Source organism: Piscinibacter sp. PDB1-1 (genome assembly GCF_056675995.1).
In genome coordinates this window covers 1,458,643-1,476,844 of the sequence record NZ_JBWVZJ010000001.1, presented here as the reverse complement: position 1 = coordinate 1,476,844, position 18,202 = coordinate 1,458,643, and the positions used below count along the sequence as shown (strand labels likewise).

The window sequence follows — 18,202 nt, the reverse complement described above, 5'->3', positions numbered from 1 at the left end:
GATGTCTCAGAGCGGCAGCCCGCCCAGCGCAGGCTGCCGCAGCGCATCGAGCTGTTCGTGCATGCGGGTGGTCTGCTCGCTCCAGTAGGAGCGCCCACCAAACCACGGGAAGGCCACGGGGAAGGCCGGGTCCGCCCAGCGCCGCGCAATCCATGCGCTGTAGTGAATCATGCGCAGCGCGCGCAGCGCCTCGACGAGTTGAAGCTGCCGCCAGTCGAACTCCATGAAGTCCTCGTAGCCCGACAGCAGCGCGTAGAGCTGGCTTTGCATCGCCTGGCGATCGCCGGAGAGCAGCATCCACAGGTCTTGCATCGGCGGGCCCATCAGCGCGTCGTCCAGGTCGACAAAGTGGGGGCCGGCGTCGGTCCAGAGCACGTTGCCGGGGTGGCAGTCGCCGTGCAGGCGGATCGGGCGGAACGCGCCGGCGGCGTCGAAGCAGCGGCGCACTTCGTCGAGCACCTGGTCGACGGCGCGCTTCCAACCATCGACCGCTTCGACGGCGATCACCCCGGAGGCGAGCAACCAGTCGCGCGGCGCCTCGCCGTAGGTGGCGATGTCGAGCGTGAGGCGGTGCTCGAACGACGCCGTCGCGCCGATCGCATGAATGCGCCCGATGAAGCGGCCCAGCCATTCGAGCGTGGCGGGGTCTTCGAGTTCGGGCGCGCGGCCGGATTGGCGGGGGCTGACGCTGAAGCGATACGGGTGGCCCGCGATGTGAGCGGTCGGCAGCGTGCTGCCATCCAGCACCCAAGGCGCCACCACCGGGATCTCGGCCGCAGCGAGTTCGCCCGCAAAGCGGTGCTCTTCGAGAATCTGCGCGTCCGTCCAGCGCTTGGGGCGATAGAACTTCGGAACGACCACGCGGCTGTCTTCCAGGAACACCTGGTAGACGCGGTTCTCGTACGAGTTGAGCTGGATCAGGCGGCCGTCACCACGCAGGCCGACGCCATCCAGGGCATCGAGCACAGCCTCGGGCGTGAGCCCGGCATAGGGGGTGTCGTCGTCTTGGCTGGAAACGGATGCGTGCATGGCGCATCGTACGCGCCGCCTGCGCTGCGCCTGCGTCAGCGCTTGGCAGCGGAGGAAGCTGCCGGCGTGTCGACCACGACGCCACCGACGTCATCGCGATCGTCCGGGTTGCCGCCGATGAGCGACGAGGGCCGCTCCGACAGCGAAGAGAACTCGCTTGCGCCGAACCCGTCGAGGCGGCTGTCGGGTGCGAAGAACGAATCCTGGAAGAGCGTGGAGTCTTGCCAGAGCGCCGTGCGCTCGGCGCGGCGGTGCGCCACCGTATTGGCCAACGTGTCGCGCGCCTGGTGCAGCGTGGGCATCGGTTGCGGTGCACGCGAAGCCGCGCCACTGTGCGGCACGAGCAGCTGCAACTCGGCCACCGAGGGCAGGTGGTCCAGCGGGCAGCGCAGGTAGCGCACGCGGCACGTTTCCATCACCGACTGCTTGATTTTTTGGATGCGCGAGGAACTGCCACGTTCGGAGTCGAGGTCGATGGCCGCCAGCACGCGGCCGTTCGCGCTGCACACCGCAAAGGTCACGTGGATGTTCCCGAGCAGGTCGTACCAGTAGCGCACATTGCTCGGGTCGGTGGGCTGGCAGAAGCGAACCAGTGGCAGCTTGGACAGGACGATGTGGTGCGGAAGTGCTTCGCGCAGCAGCCGATAAATGCGACGTTCATCGGTGCTGAATACCGGCCGGCCGGCCAGGGCCCATTCCATCGGCAGCGGCTTGGGGCCCGCCTTGCGGATGCGCAGGATCATCACCCCGAGCACGCAAGCCAGAAGCGCCACCGCAGCAAGTGCGGCCCAGGGGAGCCAGGTGAGGAGGGGCGATGTCACGGCACGAACTCAGAAGAAGCCAGCACGGCGCAAACGAGACGCCAGACGAGAGGGACTGAAATCGATGCTAACGACCGCCTTCCGGCCGTCACATCCCCGACATGGGTGTGGGGTGATAAGGCGTGGCACTTGGCCTGTGCGGTTTTGCCGGTTTGGCGCTATTCCGACGCCGCGCCGCCGGAGTTTCCGATGCGCCCCTTGATCTCGGCCACCGTGTTCAGCCAGTCGTTGAGCCAGTGCGCCTGCACCTTGAGGCGGTAGTCGAACTCGGCGAAGTGCTCGCCCAGCATCTCATCGACCTGCGACGAGATCGTGTCCGGGGGCAGCTTCAGCCAGGCCTCGGATTCGGAGCCGTCGCGCTCGACCAGCGCACCGGCATTGCGCGCGATCTTGAGCATGGCGGCGTTCTCGCTCAGGGCGTGGATGAAGAGCCGCTCGCAGCCCCGGTTGCGAGCATGCAGGACCGAGCGATCGAAAAGCCGTGCGCCGTAGCCGCGGCCGCGGGCATGTTTGGAGACCGATACGCCGAATTCGGCCGTGGCGGTTTCGCCCGGCGCGCCACTCACCGGCATGTAGGCCAGATGCGCCATGGAGATCAGTTCGAGCCGGCGGTTGAAGATGCCGAACACCTCGTCGCGCTCGAAATCCAGCCCTTCCACGTAGCGTTCGATCTGCTCGTCGGTGGCGGGGTAGCCGAATCGAAGATAGCGGTCACTCTCGCCAAGTGCCAGCAAATGCCTTGAGATTCGCTCGCGATGGCGAGGTGCCAGCGTGCGAATCGGCACCCAGGACTGGCGTGCGCCTTCACCCGAAACGGAGCGTGTGGGGGGCGTGCCGGTGCCATTCATGCGGATCTCGTGTAGGTAAAAACCCTAGGATTATGACGCACGTGCGATTCGCCTGTGAGGGCCGCGCTGTGGCGCCCGCAAGGTTGTTCGCTCAAAAATCGTCGCTTCAGCTAGAATAGAAGGCTTTCCCATTCGGCTCAGGGAAAAGGCGGCTGTCGATTTCGATCGCGCCGCGCGCGACTGCCAGGCCTTGAGAGGCTGCCGGAACAAGCAGCACCGAAAGTTCGGGGCCAGTTCAGCGATTGAGCCACATCTTGCTGAGTCCGCCAAGGACCAGCCATTCGAAAGAACCTCATGAAGACCTTCAGCGCCAAGCCGGCCGAAGTGACGCACGAGTGGTTTGTGATTGACGCCACCGACAAGGTGCTCGGACGTGTTGCCAGCGAAGTGGCACTCCGTTTGCGCGGCAAGCACAAGGCCATTTACACGCCTCACGTCGATACCGGTGATTTCATCGTCGTCGTCAACGCAGACAAGCTCCGCGTGACCGGCAACAAGAACACCGACAAGATGTACTACCGCCACACGGGTTACCCGGGCGGCATTCGCGCCACCAGCTTCAAGGACATGCAAGCCAAGCATCCGGGCCGCGCGCTCGAGAAGGCTGTCAAGGGCATGCTGCCCAAGGGTCCGCTGGGCTACGCAATGGTCAAGAAGCTGAAGGTGTACGCCGGTGGTTCCCACCCCCACACCGCCCAGCAGCCCAAAGTGCTGGAAATCTAAGGAGCGGTGATGATCGGAAATTGGAACTACGGAACCGGCCGCCGCAAGTCGTCGGTGGCACGTGTCTTCATCAAGAAGGGCACCGGCCAGATCATGGTCAATGGCAAGTCGGTGGAGCAGTACTTCGGCCGCCAGACGTCCATCATGGTCGTCAAGCAGCCTTTGGTGCTGACCGCGAACGACGCAGCCTTCGACGTGAAGGTCAACGTCCACGGTGGTGGCGAATCGGGCCAGGCCGGCGCGGTGCGCCACGGCATCACCCGTGCGCTGATCGACTACGACGAAACGCTCAAATCGGCCCTCAAGCACGCCGGCTTCGTGACGCGCGACGCGCGTGAAGTCGAGCGTAAGAAGGTCGGTCTGCACGGCGCTCGTCGCCGTAAGCAGTTCAGCAAGCGCTGATCCGCCCTCGAAGCCCGATTCGGGTTTTGTGCAAAAAGGCCGCACTTCGCGGCCTTTTTTCATGGCTGAGGGAGCTGCATACACCTGCAAGGTTTCGTCACAGGGCACCGGCAGGGTGCACTCCTAGAATTCACTTCTCCTGACCTACCCACCCCTGAGACCTCCCCCACGACCCCATGCGCTGGAAGCTGCTACGCCGACGTCTGTCGATCAGCGCACCCCGCATGACGGTGCGCAGTCACCTGCCATGGCCCTTGCGCTGGGTGGCGGTGGCGCTGATGTTCGGTTTCTCCGCGGCCTTGGCCTTGTGGGCCTTCGAGATCGGAAAGAACATCGCAGGCCTCGACCGGGATGCGAAGGTGGAACTCGCGCAGCTGCGCGAGGAAGTGTCCAAGCTGCGTGCAGAACGCGAGGGGGCGCAGTCGATCGCCAACACCGCGCAAAGCCTGCTCCGGGCCGAAAAAGTGGCGCAGGAGCGGCTTACCGAACAGATCAAGCAGGTCGAAACCGAGAACCTCGCGCTGAAGGCTGATCTGGGATTCTTCGAGCGGCTGTTGCCTGCCAACGCAACCGGGCTGAATGTGCGCGCCTTTCAGGCCGAGGCCGCGGAGCCGGGTCACCTGAGATTCCAGATGCTCGTCATGCAAATAGGGCGTAATCTGCCCGAGTTTGTCGGCCGCTACGACATCGTCCTTTCGGGAACACTGGCGGACAAGCCCTGGAGCTTGTCACAACCCGGCGGGCCCAAGGCGCTGAATGTGAAGCAGTCTGCCCGGCTCGAAGGCATGGTCGACTACCCGCAAGCGGCCGTGGTCAAGACCGTGCAGGTCAGGGTGACCGACAACCAGGGGGCCGTGAGGGCCACCCAGACTGTGAAACTTTGAAATTGATCTGTGCCGGCCCTCGACCGGAACCGAACCGACCCACGACGACCCAAGGAGTCACACATGTTCGCCAAGAAGAAGCAGCCCCCGATTCGCACCCTCATTGGTGAGGGCACGGTCATTCGCGGTGAACTATTGTTCGCTGATGGCCTGCGCATCGACGGCGAGGTCCAGGGCGACGTGGTCGCAGCGCCGGGCTCGCGCAGCATCCTGGTGATCAGCGAGAAGGCGAAGGTGACCGGCCGCGTCAAGGCGGGCCACGTGATCATCAATGGCCATGTGACCGGCCCGGTGGAGTCGGACGAACTCCTGGAGTTGCAGCCCAAGGCCGTGATCGTGGGCGACGTGAAATACGAATCGCTCGAAATGCACCAAGGCGCATCGATCGATGGCGAGCTGCACCCCTTGAAAGCCGAGGAAAAGCCCGCACTCATCAAGTTGGCTGCTTCCAGTGCCGGGTGAGAACTGCCGGGCGCGTGGATAATTCGGCCATTGTCTGGAAGGAATACCCATGAGCGCAGCAGCAAGCACCGTTCAAACCCCTGAAGTCGACGCACCGCCGGTGCCGCTGGTCTTTACCGACAGCGCGGCGAACAAGGTCAAGGAACTGGTCGATGAAGAAGGCAACCCCGAGTTGAAGTTGCGCGTGTTCGTGCAGGGCGGCGGCTGCTCGGGCTTCCAGTACGGTTTCACGTTCGATGAAATCGTCAATGAAGACGACACGCAAATGAACAAGAACGGCGTCACCCTTCTGATCGACGCCATGAGCCTGCAGTACCTGGCGGGTGCCGAGATCGACTACAAGGACGATCTGCAGGGTGCGCAGTTCGTGATCAAGAACCCGAACGCAACTACCACCTGCGGCTGCGGGTCCAGCTTCTCGGTCTGAGGACTCATCTCCCCTGAAGTGCCAAGGCCGCCTTCGAGGCGGCCTTTTCATTTGGCGATGTCTTTGCGCTTGAGCGGGGTCGCTCAGCCCGGGTAGAAGGCGCCCAGCACGCGTGGGCCCGATGCCCCAGTCACGGCGCTGAGGTTGCCTGGCTCGCGATGCACGTGCCGGAAGGCAAGCCACGCGAACGCGGCGGCCTCGACGTGCTGTGCCGGCAGCCCGCGGTCGTCGGTCAGGCGCACGTCCATGGTCGGCAGATGGTGAGCCAACCGGGTCATCAGGTACTTGTTCAGCGCGCCGCCACCGCAGACCAGCAACTCGCTCGAGGTGCCTGCATGGGCCCGGATGGCCTGTGTGCACGTAAGCGCAGTGAGCTCGCACAAAGTGGCTTGAATGTCCTCGGGACGGGCTTGCCCATCGTGCAGCGCCAGACGCGCATCAAGCCAGCTTGCATTGAAGAGGTCGCGGCCCGTGCTCTTGGGTGGGGCCTCGGCGAAGTAGGGCTCCTGCAACAGCAGGGCGAGCAAGGCGGGCAGCACGTGGCCGCTGGCAGCCCAGGTGCCGTCGGCATCGAAGCGCTGCCCCGTATGCCGCAGGCACCAAAGGTCCATGAGCACGTTAGCCGGGCCGCAGTCGAAGCCGGTGGTCTGGCCGTCGGCGAGGAGGGCCGTCAGGTTGCTGATGCCACCGAGGTTCAGCACCGCGCGGGCCTCGCCGGACTGGCCGAACAGTGCCCGGTGGAAGGCGGCGACCAGCGGCGCCCCTTGACCGCCCGCAGCCACATCGCGGCTGCGGAAGTCGGCCACCACGCCGATGCCGGTGCCCTCTGCCAACAGGCTCGGGTTGTTGATCTGCCAAGTGTAGCCCAGGGCGGGGCGGTGGCGGACGGTCTGTCCATGGCTGCCGATCGCGCGAACGGCCGAAGCGGGAACCTGCGCTTGCGCGAGCAGTTCGGCCACGACCTCGGTGTACAGGCCACCGAGCACGGTGGCGGCGAGAGCGGCGCGGTGGAGTTCGTCCGGGCCGGACGCGTTCAGTGCGAGCAGTTCGTCGCGTAGCGGCTCGGGAAATGCGCGGTAGGCATGTGCGACGACCCTGGGCACGCCGCTGGGGGCGAACTCCGCCAGGACGCCATCGACACCGTCGAGCGAGGTGCCCGACATCAAGCCCGCAAACAATTCAGCCATCGGCGAATTGTGCAATGGCTCGAATCTGACGGTGCCGACTACTCGACGTAGGCCAGGCGGCTGCCCTGCGGCTCGGCGGTTTTGAGTTGGCGCTGCAGCTGTTGCGATGCCATCACGAACTGCAGGCGTGAGGCGGGCGACAGGGTGATGGCTTCGGAGGTCTTTGCGATCACGAGCGGGTCTTGCTGCTCGCCGTTCACCTTGAACTCGAAGTGCAGGTGCGGGCCGGTGGCCCAGCCGGTAGCACCCACGGCGCCGATCTGCACGCCCTGGTCGACACGCTGCCCACGGCGCACATCGATGCGGCTCAGGTGGGCGTACAAGGTCGTGCGATTGTTGTTGTGACGGATCTCGACCACGTTGCCGTAGCCGTTTTGCCAGCCCGCGAAATCGACCGTGCCGTCACCCACGCTGCGCACGGCTGTGCCGGTGGGGGCGCCATAGTCGACGCCCAGGTGCGCGCGCCATGTCTTGTGGATGGGGTGCATGCGCATCGAGAAGCCGGAGGTCACGCGCGAGAACTCCATCGGGCTCGCGAGGAATGCGCGCCGCTTGCTCTCGCCGCCGAAGCTGTAATAGCTGCCCTTGGTGTGGCCGTCTTCGTACCAGACGGCCGAGTGGCTGCGACCATTGCTGACGAACTCCGAGGCGAGCAGCCGGCCTGCGGCCTGGTTCCAGGAGATGGGCTCGCCATCGGCGGTGAGTGCTTCGTACAGCACCGTGAAGGTGTCGCCCCGACGCAGTTCGCGGCGGAAGTCGATGTCGGTCGAAAAGACTTCGGCCATTTGCGTGGCCACGGTGTCGGGGATCTGGGCTTCGTCGGTCGCAGCGAACAGCGAGCTGCGCACGGTGCCGCTGCCCAGGCGAACCTGGGTTTCGAGCGGCGCGACTTCGACCTCGGCGTGCAGCGTGTCGTCGGTGCGTGTCACGCGCAGGCGCGAGAAGTGGGTGCTGAACTGCTCGGCCTTCTCGGCCGGGAAGCGTGCGACCAGCTCTTCGAGCTGCCCCGTCTCGCTCACTCGCGCCTGCACCATCTTGCCGGCGCGGCCTTCGAGCAGTCTGCGGGCGGTAGCGTCGCTGCGCAGGAAGGCCGCAGCGGCCACGTCGGTAACGCTCAGGCGCGTGAGCAGCGAGTCGACGGTGTCGGCATTGCGCGTGAAATCACTGCGGTACAGCTCGAGCGTGTGGCTGGCCAGCGTCTCGATCTGCGACGTGATGTCGTCCGGGGTGACGATTTCCGTCACCATGCGCCGCGGCAGGTCGGCGGCATCGGGGGCCAAGGGCGCGATGCCGAAGGCCGTGACCCCAAAACCCATCAGGCTGGCGACGATGAGTGAGGTGAGCGTGCGCGGGTGTTTACCGACGAAATGGGTGGCCTGAGTCGACGCAGTCGCGAGGGCAGCCTGGAACTTGTCTAGCGAATTCAATTGGCGGCGAGGCCGGTTGGCCTGGTCTGCAAGCGCCACCAGGGAGTTGGCGCTCTCGGTTTGTCTCTGCCCGAAGGGCGCCCACTAGAATCGTGAGCGCTTTGGCGGGCCCCTATGCCCGGGGTGTCCGGCGGGGTGCACGGCAGTATAGCCAGCCCCTTTTTCCCCAATTTCCGGAATTCCCCGTGGATTCCAATTGCCCCATGTCACAGTCTGAAAACAACGCGGCCTCGACCGACACCGCGCCCAAGCATCCGATCACCGACAAGGTTCGAGAAGCGTTGGCCGTCTCACTGCGTGGCTGCGATGAACTGCTCCCGCAAGCCGACTGGGTGGCAAAACTGGCGAAGTCAGAAGCAACGGGCGTGCCACTGCGCATCAAGCTCGGCCTGGACCCGACTGCGCCCGACATCCATGTGGGGCATACCGTGGTGCTCAACAAGATGCGCCAGCTGCAGGACCTGGGTCACACGGTCATATTTCTCATCGGCGACTTCACCTCGATGATCGGCGACCCCTCGGGCCGCAACACCACCCGCCCGCCGCTCACGCCGGAGAAGATCAAGTCCAACGCCGAGACGTATTACAGGCAGGCGAGCCTGGTGCTCGACCCGGCCAAGACCGAGATTCGCTACAACAGCGAGTGGAGCGACCCCCTGGGCGCGCGCGGCATGATCCAGCTCGCGGCCCGCTACACCGTGGCGCGCATGATGGAGCGCAATGACTTCCACGACCGCTTCAAGGCCGGCACGCCGATCAGCGTGCATGAGTTCCTGTACCCGCTGATGCAGGGCTACGACTCGGTGGCGCTCAGGAGCGACCTCGAACTCGGCGGGACTGACCAGAAGTTCAACCTGTTGATGGGCCGCACGCTGCAGGCCGAATACGGCCAGGAGCCGCAGTGCATCCTGACCATGCCGCTGCTCGAAGGGCTCGACGGCGTCGAGAAGATGTCCAAGAGCAAGGGCAACTACATCGCGATCACCGAGCCGGCCAACGGCATGTTCGCGAAGATCCTCTCGATCAGCGATGCGCTGATGTGGAAGTACTTCACGCTGCTGAGCTTCAGGCCCGAGGCCGAGATTGAAAGGCTCAAGGCCGAGGTCGAGGGCGGGCGCAACCCGAAGGACGCCAAGGTGATGCTGGCCAAGGAAATCACCACGCGCTTTCACAGCGCGGTGGCGGCCGATGCTGCCGAGGCCGATTTCAACAACCGTGCGCGCGGTGGTGTGCCCGACGAGATCCCGGAGGTCTCGCTCGGTGGCGCGCCGCTCGGCATCGGTGCGTTGCTCAAGCAGGCCAACCTGGCTCCCTCGACGAGCGAGGCCGGCCGGCTGATCGACGGCGGCGGTGTCAAGATCAATGGCGATGCGGTCAGCGACAAGGGGCTGAAGCTGGACGTCGGCACCTATGTCGTGCAAGTCGGCAAGCGCAAGTTCGCGCGCGTCACGCTCGCGTGATTTCAGTCTCGCAGCGCGTCAGCGAGGCTCGCGTCGAAGTGGCCGGCCAGGTGGTCGGGGCGATCGGCGTCGGGCTGCTGGTGCTGGTCTGCGCGGAGCCCGGTGACACCGAAGCCTTGGCCGACAAGCTCGTCGCCAAGCTGCTCAAGCTGCGTGTGTTCGCCGACCTGGACGGCAAGATGAACCGCAGTGTGGTCGACGTGCAAGGCGGGCTCTTGATCGTGAGCCAGTTCACCCTGGCCGCCGACGTGTCGGGCGGCAACCGGCCGAGTTTCACCGGCGCGGCCGCGCCCGAGCTCGGGCGCCGTCTCTACGAGCGTGTACTCGCCACGGCGCGCTCGCTGCACCCCGTGGTCGCGGCCGGCGAGTTCGGTGCTGATATGCGCGTGCACCTCGTCAACGACGGGCCGGTCACGATCCCCTACACGCTGCGCGCCTGAGCGCGGCCAAAAAAGAGGCCACCCGAAGGTGGCCAATGGGTCTTCACTGAGGAGATTCTTCGGGTCAGCGACCGTCGTCTTCGGTCGTCGAACCGTCAGCGGTCAGTCGGCGTACTGGCCGGCTGCCTTGATGATGGGTGTCCACTTGTTGATTTCGTCCGAGACGAACTTCTTGTGCTCGGCCGGGTTCATGCGGGCGTCGGACACGATCACGGCGCCCAGGCTTTCCTGGTTCTTGATGAACTGGGGGTCCTTGAGTGCGGTCTTGAGTGCCGCATTCAGCTTGTCGATCACGGCCTTGGGTGTGCCCTTGGGGGCGTACACGCCGTGCCAGATCGTCACGTTGAAGCCCTTCAGGCCGGATTCGTCGAGCGTGGGCAGCTTGGCCAGCGCAGGGGTCGCGAGGCGCTTGGTGGTGGAGACCGCGTAGGCCTTGATCTTGCCCGCCTCGATCTGGCCGGTGGTGTTGGTGGTCTGGTCGCACATGATGTCGACCTGGCCGCCGAGCAGGTCGTTCATGGCCGGGGCGGTGCCCTTGTACGGCACGGGAGTCATCTCGACCTTGACCGTCGATTGGTACAGCAGGCCGCACAGGTGCGAGGCCGAGCCGAGGCCGGCATGCGCGAGGTTGATCTTGCCCTTGTTGGCGTTGATCCAGCCCGCGAGTTCGGTGTAGTTGTTGGCGGGCAGCGAGGGGCGACCGACCAGCGTCATGGGCACTTCGTTGACGAGGCCGACGTACTCGAAGTCTTCGAGCGGCTTGTACGGCAGGTTGCGGTACAGCGCCACCGCGGTGGCCATGTTCACGTGCGTCAGCAGCAGCGTGTAGCCATCGGGTGACGCCTTGGCCACCTTGGCGTTGCCAAGCGTGCCGCCGGCACCGGCGACGTTGTCGATCACGATCGTTGCGTTGCCCAGCGGCTTGCGCACGGCTTCGGCAAAGTCGCGGGCTACCTTGTCGGTCGGCCCGCCGGCGGCGAAGGGGATGACCAGCGTGATCGGCTTGTCGGGGAATTCGGCAAAGGCGCTGGCGGCGGCCAGGGGTGCGAGCAGTGCGAGCAACGTGCGCTTCATGGGTTTCCTTTCAGCCTGCGTGGACTCAGGGTGGCAGATTCGAGATGGCAGATTGTCGGAAGCCCCCCGGCCCCGGGCATGGCGGAAACTACGTAAGCCCCGGTTCACGCTTACCCGAAGGCTCGCTTGCCGGCCGCTACTCGTACTTGCGCGTGTCGTCGATCACCTTGCCGTCGTTGGGCAGGCTGCCGGGGGCGCAGAACTCGACCTCGCCGCGCAGCTTGGTCACCTCGCGCAGGGCGTCGGCCAGGCGGGCGGCCAGGCCGTCGTCACCGGCAGTGGTGGTTTCCACCTTCAGCGTCATGCGGTCGTTGGCCATCTCGCCGCTCACCACCAGCCGCGCCCTGCCGGCCTCCGGAAAGCGCCGCAGCACCTCGGCGACCTGGCTGGGGTGCACGAACATGCCGCGCACCTTCGCGGTCTGGTCCGCGCGGCCCAACCAGCCCTTGATGCGCGTGTTGGTGCGCCCGGTCGGGCAGGCTCCGGGCAGCACGGCCGAGAGATCGCCGGTGCCGAATCGGATCAGCGGGTAGTCGGGATTGAGTGTGGTGACGACCAATTCGCCCACCTCGCCTTCGGTCACAGGGTCGCCGGTGCCGGGGCGAACGATCTCGACGATCACCCCCTCGTCGATCACCAGGCCCTGGCGCGCCGAGGTCTCGTAGGCGATGTTGCCCAGATCGGCCGTGCCGTAGAACTGGTAGGCCGTGATGCCGCGCTCGGCCAGCCAGTCGCGCAGGCTGGGTGGAAAGGCTTCGCCACTCACCGCCGCCTTGCGCAGCGAGGGGATCGGCCGGCCCAACTCGCCGGCCTTCTCGACGATCAGCTTGAGGAAGCTCGGCGTGCCCATGTAGCCCACCGGTTGAAGTTCGGCGATGGCCTGCACCTGCTGTTCGGTCTGGCCGGTGCCGCCCGGGAACACGGTGCAGCCGAGCGCGTGCGCGCCGGTCTGCATCATCGAGCCCGCGGGTGTGAAGTGATAGCTGAAAGTGTTGTGTGCCAGGTCGCCCGCACGGAACCCCGCGGCAAAGAGGGCGCGTGCAACCCGCCAGTAGTCGGCGCCCGAACCCTCGGGTTCGTAGATTGGCCCGGGCGACTGGAACACACATCGCGCCTGCCCCCAGCGCAGCGCCGAGAATCCACCGAATGGATCGTGCGCGGTCTGCGCACGTTGTCGCTCCATCAACTCGTGCTTGCGCGTGACGGGCAGGCGCGCGAGGGCAGTGCGGCTCGTGACGTCGCCGGCATTCACGCCTTGCAGGATCTGCGCGAAGGCGCTCGTGCGCGCCTGCGCATGCGCGATCTGCGCGGGCAGCGCGGCCAGCAGCGCGATCTCGCGCTCGGCGGGCGCGCGTGTTTCGAGTGCGTCGTAGTGTTCGCTCATCACTCTGCGTCCTGTTGCCAGCGGGCGAGGCGCTTCTTCACTTCATCGACGCACTTGCGCACGTCGACGCTGTTCTTTAGCGTGAGCGTGTCCCAGTCGGGTGACACGGCCGGCCGCTTGGCGAGCCTGGCCGTCAGCGTGGCGGCGTCTGCCTTCAACTCGATCACCGGCTTGCCGCCTAGTGCGAAGCCGTTGCCGCGCTCGGCGAGCGGGCGCAACTCGCGCAGCTGGCGCTTGAGCAGCACCAGCGAGTCGTCGGGCTTGAATGCGGGCAGGGCGAAGAAGCCGTTGTCGTTGGTCATGCCAGCCACCTCTTGCGTCGCTTGTAGCTCTTCACGTCGCGGAAACTCTTGCGATCGGCGCCGCCGTCTCGCGAGCCCCCGGTGCCGAGGTAGAACTCCTTCACGTCTTCGTTGTCGGCCAGCGACGAGGCGGCGCCGTCCATCACGATGCGCCCGTTCTCCAGGATGTAGCCGTAGTCGGCATAGCGCAGCGCCATGCCGGTGTTCTGTTCGGCCAGCAGAAAGGTCACGTGCTCGCGGGTGTTGAGGTCTTTCACGATCTCGAACACCTCCTGCACGATCTGCGGCGCGAGTCCCATCGAGGGCTCGTCGAGCAGCACCATCTTCGGGTTGGCCATCAGCGCGCGGCCGATGGCGCACATCTGCTGCTCGCCGCCCGAGGTGTAGGCCGCCTGCGACGTGCGGCGTGTCTTCAACCGCGGGAAGTAGGTGTAGACCTTCTCCAGCGTCTGCGCAATCGCGGCCTTGCCATCACGCCGCGTGTAGGCGCCGGTCAGCAGGTTCTCCTCGATGGTGAGGTGGGCGAAGCAGTGCCGGCCCTCCATCACCTGGATCACGCCACGGTTCACCATTTCCGAGGTGGACAGCGCCTCGATGCGCTCGCCGCGAAGCTCGATGCTGCCCTTGGTGACCGCACCGCGCTCGCCCGCCAGCAGGTTGCTCACCGCGCGCAGCGTGGTGGTCTTGCCGGCACCGTTGCCGCCGAGCAAGGCCACGATGCCGCCTTCGGGCACCTGCAGGGACACGCCCTTCAACACGAGGATCACGTGGTTGTAGATGACCTCGATGCCGCTGACGTTGAGGAGGATGTTGCCCATGCGAATCTCACCGTTCCTGATCAAGCGGCTGCCGCGGAACCGGCTTTGCCGGGCCGCTGGCAGCGCCCCCTTGAGGGGGAGCGGTGTGAGCCGCTCCGGGGGTGGGTCATGACTGGCAGTCCTCCGGAGCACGGCGGGTGAGCTTCTTCTCGCCCGCGTACTTGTCAGCCGCCGCCTTCACCATCGGCTTGATGATCTGCTCGTCGGCCTGGTACCAGTCAGACGAGAAGTTCCACTTCGCGCCGTCCCAGGTGTGAACGCGGGTCCAGGTGGTGCCCATGTGGTCGAGGCACGAGGTGCTGATGGGGCGCAGTGCGCCGGCAAAGCCCATCGCGTCGAGCTTCTTCTGGTCGAGCGCCAGGTTCTCCAGGCCCCAGCGCACCTGCTCGCCCGTCATCACCTTGCCCTTGCCATAGCGCTCCTGCGCACGGCGCACGCCCTCGACCGCCAGCATCTGGATGATCACACCGCGCGTGTACAGCACCGAGCCCACTTCCTCCTTCGGACCGGTGCCCTGGCCCTTGTCGTGCACGTACTTGATGATGTCCTGGATGACCTTCTGCGACTGGCCTGAGGTGTTGAGCGCCAGGGCGTTGTAGCCCTTGGCCGATTCACCGACGTCCTTCACGTCGGGCTCGGCGCCGGCCCACCACACGCCATACATCTTGTCGCGCGGGTAGCCGGTGGCCACGGCCTCTTTCAGCGCGGTGGAGTTCATCACGCCCCAGCCCCACAGCAACACGTAGTCGGGGCGGTTCTGGCGCACCTGCAGCCAGGCCGACTTCTGTTCCACACCTGGCGCGGTCACTGGGATCTTCAGCAGCTCGAAGCCGTGCATCTTGGCGCGCTCTTCCAGCAGCGGCATCGGCTCCTTGCCGAAGGGCGAGTCGTGGTAGACCAGCGCGATCTTCTTGCCCTTGAGTTTGTCGAGGCCGCCTTCCTTCTTGCCGATGTGTTGGATGAGCACGTCGGCCGCCGTCCAGTACGAGCCCATGAGCGGGAAGTTCCACTTGAACACGCCGCCGTCCTGCGATGCGGCCAGGCCGTAGCCCAGGGTGATGAGCGGGATCTTGTCGTTGGGCACCTTGTCGGTCAGCGCGAAGGTGATGCCGGTGGCCTGCGGGTCGATCACGGCCGCGCCGGGCTTGCCCTTCAGGCGCTCGTAGCACTCGACGCCGCGGTCGGTGGCGTAGCCGGTCTCGCACTCTTCGAACGTGAGCTTCACGCCGTTGATGCCGCCGTCACGCGCGTTGATCATCTTGATGTAGTCCTGCTTGCCGTTGGCCCAGGGCGTGCCGTTCGGCGCGTAGGCGCCGGTGCGGTAGACCAGCAGCGGAAAGAACTGCTCCTTGGCTTGGGCGAGGGCGGCCGGCGCAGTCACCAGGCTGCTCCAACCCACCGCGGCCACCGCGGCAATGCGTGCAAAAGAAGTCAACTTCATGTCTGCCTCCAGAGGGAAAGAGCACTTGTCAGTGCGATGTGAATGCCGGTTCGTCTTTTCAGTGAGGAAAGGGCCACAACCGCAGCTTTTCTTTCGCGGTGGACCACAAACGCGCGAGCCCGTGCGGCTCGACGATCAGGAAGAACACGATGAGGGCGCCGAAGATCATGGCCTCCAGGTGCGAGGCCAGCGCGGTCGAGAGCGGGATACCGAACCACAGCGGGATCTGGTTCAGCAGCAGCGGCAGCAAGATGATGAAAGCCGCGCCGATGAAACTGCCCATGATCGAGCCCAGCCCGCCGATGATCACCATGAAGAGCAGCTGGAAGGAGCGGTCGATGTTGAAGGCCGCCGGCTCCCACGCCCCGAGGTGGATGAAGCCCCACAGCGCGCCGGCCACGCCCACGATGAACGAGCTGACCGCAAACGCCGTGAGCTTGGCGTACATCGGGCGTATGCCGATCACGGCGGCGGCCACGTCCATGTCGCGCATGGCCATCCATTCGCGGCCGATGTGCGAGCGCACCAGGTTCTTGGCCATCAGCGCGAACACGCTGACGATGCCCAGGCACAGCAGGTATTTGCTCACCGGTGATTCGATCGGCAGGCCCAGCACGTTGAGACCGGCCACGCTGACCGAGCCTGATGTCGAGTTGTTGGTGAACCAGTTGATCCGCAGAAAGGCCCAGTCGGTGAAGAACTGCGCGGCCAGCGTGGCCATCGCGAGGTAGAGCCCCTTGATGCGCAGCGAGGGGATGCCGAACAGCACGCCCACGGCTGTGGCGCACAGGCCACCGAGCAGCAGCGAGGCGAGCAGCGGCATGCCGTCTATGCGCACATGGAAGTTGTAGGCCGCGTACGCACCCACCGCCATGAAGGCGCCGGTGCCGAGCGAGATCTGCCCGCAGTAGCCGACGAGGATGTTGAGCCCCAGTGCTGCCAGCGACAGGATCAGGAAGGGCGTGAGGATGGCGCGGAAGAGGTACTCCGGCGCCGTCATCGGCACCACGACGAAGGCGACCAGCAGCAGCGCGATGATGACGATTCGGTCCTGCAGGATCGGGAAGATCTGCAGGTCGGCGCGGTAGCTGGTCTTGAACTGGCCGTTTTCTCTGTACAGCATGGCCTAGGCCCGATCGATGATCTTTTGGTTGCGGCACGCTTCGCTCAACTTGCTGCGCAAGTCAGCCTGCACCGAAAAATCACTGGTCGCGTACTTCATACGCGATCAATGATTTTTTCGCCGAACAAGCCCTGGGGCCGCACGACAAGGAACACCAGCGCCAAGACATACGCGAACCAGATCTCGATGCCGCCGCCGAGCATCGGCCCGATGTACAGCTCCGAGAGCTTCTCGCCCACCCCGATCAGCAGCCCGCCGATGATGGCGCCCGGCACCGAGGTCAGCCCGCCGAGAATGACCACCGGCAATGCCTTCAGCGCCACCAGCGAGAGCGAGAACTGCACGCCCAGCTTGCTGCCCCAGATCACGCCGGCCACCAGCGCCGAGAAGCCCGCCACGCTCCACACGATCACCCAGATGCGGTTGAGCGGGATGCCGATCGACTGCGCCGCCTGGTGGTCGTCGGCCACGGCACGCAGCGCGCGGCCCACCGAGGTCTTCTGGAAGAAGAGGGCCAGTACCACCACCAGCGCGGCGGCGATGGCTGCGGCCACGAGGTCTTCCTGGCTGATCAGCACGCCACCTTGAAAGACCGACTCGAGCACGAAGACAGGGTCCTTCGGCATGCCCACGTCGATCTTGTAGATGTCGTTGCCGAAGAGCGTCTGGCCCAGGCCGTCGAGAAAGTAAGCGATACCGAGTGTGGCCATCAAGAGGGTGATGCCCTCCTGGTTGACGAGGTGGCGCAGCACCAGGCGCTCGATCAACCACGCCACCACCACCATGATCAGCATCGCGGCCACGAAGCCCAGCACGTTGCCCAGCAGCTTGCTCTCGATGCCCAGCCACGCCGGTATCCACTGCGACAGCCGCGCCATCGCGAGCGCCGCAAACAGCACCATCGCGCCCTGCGCGAAGTTGAAGACGCCCGAGGCCTTGTAGATCAGCACGAAGCCGAGCGCGATCAGCGAATACAGCATCCCGGCCATCAGGCCGCCGAACAGGGTTTCAAGGAAGAAGGCCATCAAAGACTCCGCCGGGCCGCCCCAAGGAGGCTTTGCGCCCCCTCGGGGGGCCGGAACATCGTGACGCTGGGGGCTGTCATCAGTGTTCAGCTCCGAGGTAGGCGCGGATCACATCCGGGTTGTTGCGCACCTCGTCGGGCGCACCGTCACCGATCTTGCGGCCGTAGTCGAGCACGACCACGCGGTCGCTCAGGTCCATCACCACGCTCATGTCGTGTTCGATCAGCACGATGGTGGTGCCGAACTCGTCGTTCACGTCGAGGATGAAGCGGCTCATGTCCTGCTTCTCTTCCACGTTCATGCCGGCCATGGGCTCGTCGAGCAGAAGCACCTGCGGCTCCATCGCGAGTGCGCGGCCGAGATCCACGCGCTTTTGCAGGCCGTAGGGCATGCGGCCCACGGGCGTCTTGCGGTAGGGCTGGATCTCGAGGAAGTCGATGATGCGTTCGACGAACTCGCGCTGCGCGATCTCTTCGCGCTGCGCCGGTCCGAGCCGCAGGGCCTGCATCAGCAGGTTCGACTTCATCTTGAGGTTGCGCCCCGTCATGATGTTGTCGAGCACGCTCATGCCCTTGAACAGCGCGAGGTTCTGGAAGGTGCGCGCCACGCCCATCTCGGCCACTTGCCGGGAGTTCATGTGCCTGAAGGTCTGGCCGCGAAAGGTGATCGAGCCCTGCTGCGGCTGGTACACGCCGTTGATGCAGTTGAGCATGCTGCTCTTGCCCGCGCCGTTCGGGCCGATGATGGCGCGGATCTCGTGCTCGCGCACATTGAAGCTGATGTCGGTGAGCGCCTTCACGCCGCCGAAGCTGAGCGAGATGTTCTGCACGTCGAGGATGACCTCGCCGATCTTGCGGGTCATGGGCTCGGCCTCGTCAGGATCGGCGCACGCCACAGACCGCTCAGGCTGAGGTATCGAAGCCCG

Annotated in this window: 20 protein-coding genes; 7 read left to right on the top strand and 13 right to left on the bottom strand. The window is 65.4% G+C overall.

The features are described from left to right. Positions 1–6: 6 nt before the first annotated feature. The 3 genes from AC1KAR_RS06770 to AC1KAR_RS06760 form a co-directional block, all read right to left on the bottom strand. Positions 7–1,029 carry a serine/threonine protein kinase gene (locus tag AC1KAR_RS06770; RefSeq protein WP_480315798.1) on the bottom strand — a complete coding sequence of 341 codons (1,023 nt, stop codon included), beginning with the start codon at positions 1,027–1,029 and terminating at the stop codon, positions 7–9. Between the two features lie 35 nt (positions 1,030–1,064). Then, the gene (locus AC1KAR_RS06765; RefSeq protein ID WP_480315796.1) at positions 1,065–1,850 is read right to left on the bottom strand and encodes a DUF2726 domain-containing protein; all 786 of its coding nucleotides are present in this window, start codon (positions 1,848–1,850) and stop codon (positions 1,065–1,067) included. Positions 1,851–2,008: 158 nt separating this feature from the next. Then, positions 2,009–2,698, bottom strand: coding sequence for a GNAT family N-acetyltransferase (locus AC1KAR_RS06760; protein WP_480315794.1), 690 nt, complete (start codon positions 2,696–2,698; stop codon positions 2,009–2,011). A gap of 294 nt (positions 2,699–2,992) precedes the next feature. Here AC1KAR_RS06760 and rplM point away from each other — a divergent pair, with 294 nt between their 5' ends. The 5 genes from rplM to erpA all read left to right on the top strand — a co-directional run bounded on the left by rplM (position 2,993) and on the right by erpA (position 5,596). Then, positions 2,993–3,421: a 50S ribosomal protein L13 gene (gene rplM / locus AC1KAR_RS06755; protein WP_480315792.1), complete on the top strand. Its 429-nt coding sequence runs from the start codon at positions 2,993–2,995 to the stop codon at positions 3,419–3,421. 9 nt (positions 3,422–3,430) lie between these two features. Further along, positions 3,431–3,823 (top strand): 30S ribosomal protein S9, encoded by a 393-nt coding sequence (rpsI, locus tag AC1KAR_RS06750; protein ID WP_480315790.1) that lies wholly within the window; start codon positions 3,431–3,433, stop codon positions 3,821–3,823. Positions 3,824–3,999: 176 nt separating this feature from the next. Then, positions 4,000–4,707 carry a DUF6776 family protein gene (locus AC1KAR_RS06745; RefSeq protein WP_480315788.1) on the top strand — a complete coding sequence of 236 codons (708 nt, stop codon included), beginning with the start codon at positions 4,000–4,002 and terminating at the stop codon, positions 4,705–4,707. A 63-nt stretch (positions 4,708–4,770) separates the two neighbouring features. Then, complete coding sequence (locus AC1KAR_RS06740) at positions 4,771–5,169, top strand: bactofilin family protein (protein WP_480315786.1); 399 nt, start codon at positions 4,771–4,773, stop codon at positions 5,167–5,169. A 49-nt stretch (positions 5,170–5,218) separates the two neighbouring features. Continuing rightward, positions 5,219–5,596 (top strand): iron-sulfur cluster insertion protein ErpA, encoded by a 378-nt coding sequence (gene erpA / locus AC1KAR_RS06735; RefSeq protein WP_480315784.1) that lies wholly within the window; start codon positions 5,219–5,221, stop codon positions 5,594–5,596. An 83-nt stretch (positions 5,597–5,679) separates the two neighbouring features. Here the strand turns inward: erpA and AC1KAR_RS06730 are convergent, their stop codons facing one another. Together AC1KAR_RS06730 and AC1KAR_RS06725 are read right to left on the bottom strand one after the other, a co-directional pair. After that, on the bottom strand, positions 5,680–6,783 hold the full coding sequence (locus tag AC1KAR_RS06730) for an anhydro-N-acetylmuramic acid kinase (protein ID WP_480315782.1): 1,104 nt from the start codon (positions 6,781–6,783) through the stop codon (positions 5,680–5,682). 38 nt (positions 6,784–6,821) lie between these two features. Beyond that, positions 6,822–8,210, bottom strand: coding sequence for a peptidoglycan DD-metalloendopeptidase family protein (locus AC1KAR_RS06725; RefSeq protein ID WP_480315780.1), 1,389 nt, complete (start codon positions 8,208–8,210; stop codon positions 6,822–6,824). A gap of 203 nt (positions 8,211–8,413) precedes the next feature. Between AC1KAR_RS06725 and tyrS the strand changes: the two genes are divergently transcribed. Both tyrS and dtd read left to right on the top strand, forming a co-directional pair. Then, positions 8,414–9,670: a tyrosine--tRNA ligase gene (tyrS, locus tag AC1KAR_RS06720; protein ID WP_480315778.1), complete on the top strand. Its 1,257-nt coding sequence runs from the start codon at positions 8,414–8,416 to the stop codon at positions 9,668–9,670. Further along, a complete protein-coding gene (gene dtd, locus AC1KAR_RS06715; RefSeq protein WP_480315776.1) occupies positions 9,667–10,110 on the top strand; it encodes a D-aminoacyl-tRNA deacylase in 444 nt (147 codons plus the stop codon). The genes tyrS and dtd overlap by 4 nt, the downstream gene beginning before the upstream one ends. A gap of 102 nt (positions 10,111–10,212) precedes the next feature. Here the strand turns inward: dtd and AC1KAR_RS06710 are convergent, their stop codons facing one another. From AC1KAR_RS06710 to AC1KAR_RS06675, 8 genes are all read right to left on the bottom strand, one after another. Beyond that, the gene (locus AC1KAR_RS06710) at positions 10,213–11,184 is read right to left on the bottom strand and encodes a tripartite tricarboxylate transporter substrate-binding protein (protein ID WP_480315774.1); all 972 of its coding nucleotides are present in this window, start codon (positions 11,182–11,184) and stop codon (positions 10,213–10,215) included. Positions 11,185–11,320: 136 nt separating this feature from the next. Further along, positions 11,321–12,568, bottom strand: a complete 1,248-nt coding sequence (locus AC1KAR_RS06705; RefSeq protein WP_480315772.1) for a phenylacetate--CoA ligase family protein — start codon at positions 12,566–12,568, stop codon at positions 11,321–11,323. Then, positions 12,568–12,870, bottom strand: a complete 303-nt coding sequence (locus tag AC1KAR_RS06700) for a hypothetical protein (RefSeq protein ID WP_480315770.1) — start codon at positions 12,868–12,870, stop codon at positions 12,568–12,570. The genes AC1KAR_RS06705 and AC1KAR_RS06700 overlap by 1 nt, the downstream gene beginning before the upstream one ends. Continuing rightward, positions 12,867–13,688 carry an ABC transporter ATP-binding protein gene (locus AC1KAR_RS06695; RefSeq protein ID WP_480315768.1) on the bottom strand — a complete coding sequence of 274 codons (822 nt, stop codon included), beginning with the start codon at positions 13,686–13,688 and terminating at the stop codon, positions 12,867–12,869. The genes AC1KAR_RS06700 and AC1KAR_RS06695 overlap by 4 nt, the downstream gene beginning before the upstream one ends. A 106-nt stretch (positions 13,689–13,794) precedes the next feature. Next, the gene (locus AC1KAR_RS06690; protein WP_480315766.1) at positions 13,795–15,129 is read right to left on the bottom strand and encodes an ABC transporter substrate-binding protein; all 1,335 of its coding nucleotides are present in this window, start codon (positions 15,127–15,129) and stop codon (positions 13,795–13,797) included. 58 nt (positions 15,130–15,187) lie between these two features. Then, positions 15,188–16,252, bottom strand: coding sequence for a branched-chain amino acid ABC transporter permease (locus AC1KAR_RS06685; protein WP_480315764.1), 1,065 nt, complete (start codon positions 16,250–16,252; stop codon positions 15,188–15,190). Between the two features lie 95 nt (positions 16,253–16,347). Beyond that, positions 16,348–17,277 (bottom strand): branched-chain amino acid ABC transporter permease, encoded by a 930-nt coding sequence (locus AC1KAR_RS06680; protein ID WP_480315762.1) that lies wholly within the window; start codon positions 17,275–17,277, stop codon positions 16,348–16,350. 79 nt (positions 17,278–17,356) lie between these two features. Further along, on the bottom strand, positions 17,357–18,139 hold the full coding sequence (locus AC1KAR_RS06675) for an ABC transporter ATP-binding protein (RefSeq protein ID WP_480315760.1): 783 nt from the start codon (positions 18,137–18,139) through the stop codon (positions 17,357–17,359). Positions 18,140–18,202 lie beyond the last annotated feature (63 nt).

Coding starts and splice junctions, on each gene's coding strand:
- AC1KAR_RS06770 (WP_480315798.1), bottom strand. CDS start 1,029: ATGCACGCATCCGTTTCCAGCCAAGACGACGACACCCCCTATGCCGGG.
- AC1KAR_RS06760 (WP_480315794.1), bottom strand. CDS start 2,698: ATGAATGGCACCGGCACGCCCCCCACACGCTCCGTTTCGGGTGAAGGC.
- rplM (WP_480315792.1), top strand. CDS start 2,993: ATGAAGACCTTCAGCGCCAAGCCGGCCGAAGTGACGCACGAGTGGTTT.
- rpsI (WP_480315790.1), top strand. CDS start 3,431: ATGATCGGAAATTGGAACTACGGAACCGGCCGCCGCAAGTCGTCGGTG.
- AC1KAR_RS06745 (WP_480315788.1), top strand. CDS start 4,000: ATGCGCTGGAAGCTGCTACGCCGACGTCTGTCGATCAGCGCACCCCGC.
- AC1KAR_RS06740 (WP_480315786.1), top strand. CDS start 4,771: ATGTTCGCCAAGAAGAAGCAGCCCCCGATTCGCACCCTCATTGGTGAG.
- erpA (WP_480315784.1), top strand. CDS start 5,219: ATGAGCGCAGCAGCAAGCACCGTTCAAACCCCTGAAGTCGACGCACCG.
- AC1KAR_RS06730 (WP_480315782.1), bottom strand. CDS start 6,783: ATGGCTGAATTGTTTGCGGGCTTGATGTCGGGCACCTCGCTCGACGGT.
- tyrS (WP_480315778.1), top strand. CDS start 8,414: ATGTCACAGTCTGAAAACAACGCGGCCTCGACCGACACCGCGCCCAAG.
- AC1KAR_RS06710 (WP_480315774.1), bottom strand. CDS start 11,184: ATGAAGCGCACGTTGCTCGCACTGCTCGCACCCCTGGCCGCCGCCAGC.
- AC1KAR_RS06705 (WP_480315772.1), bottom strand. CDS start 12,568: ATGAGCGAACACTACGACGCACTCGAAACACGCGCGCCCGCCGAGCGC.
- AC1KAR_RS06700 (WP_480315770.1), bottom strand. CDS start 12,870: ATGACCAACGACAACGGCTTCTTCGCCCTGCCCGCATTCAAGCCCGAC.
- AC1KAR_RS06695 (WP_480315768.1), bottom strand. CDS start 13,688: ATGGGCAACATCCTCCTCAACGTCAGCGGCATCGAGGTCATCTACAAC.
- AC1KAR_RS06690 (WP_480315766.1), bottom strand. CDS start 15,129: ATGAAGTTGACTTCTTTTGCACGCATTGCCGCGGTGGCCGCGGTGGGT.
- AC1KAR_RS06685 (WP_480315764.1), bottom strand. CDS start 16,252: ATGCTGTACAGAGAAAACGGCCAGTTCAAGACCAGCTACCGCGCCGAC.
- AC1KAR_RS06680 (WP_480315762.1), bottom strand. CDS start 17,277: ATGGCCTTCTTCCTTGAAACCCTGTTCGGCGGCCTGATGGCCGGGATG.
- AC1KAR_RS06675 (WP_480315760.1), bottom strand. CDS start 18,139: ATGACCCGCAAGATCGGCGAGGTCATCCTCGACGTGCAGAACATCTCG.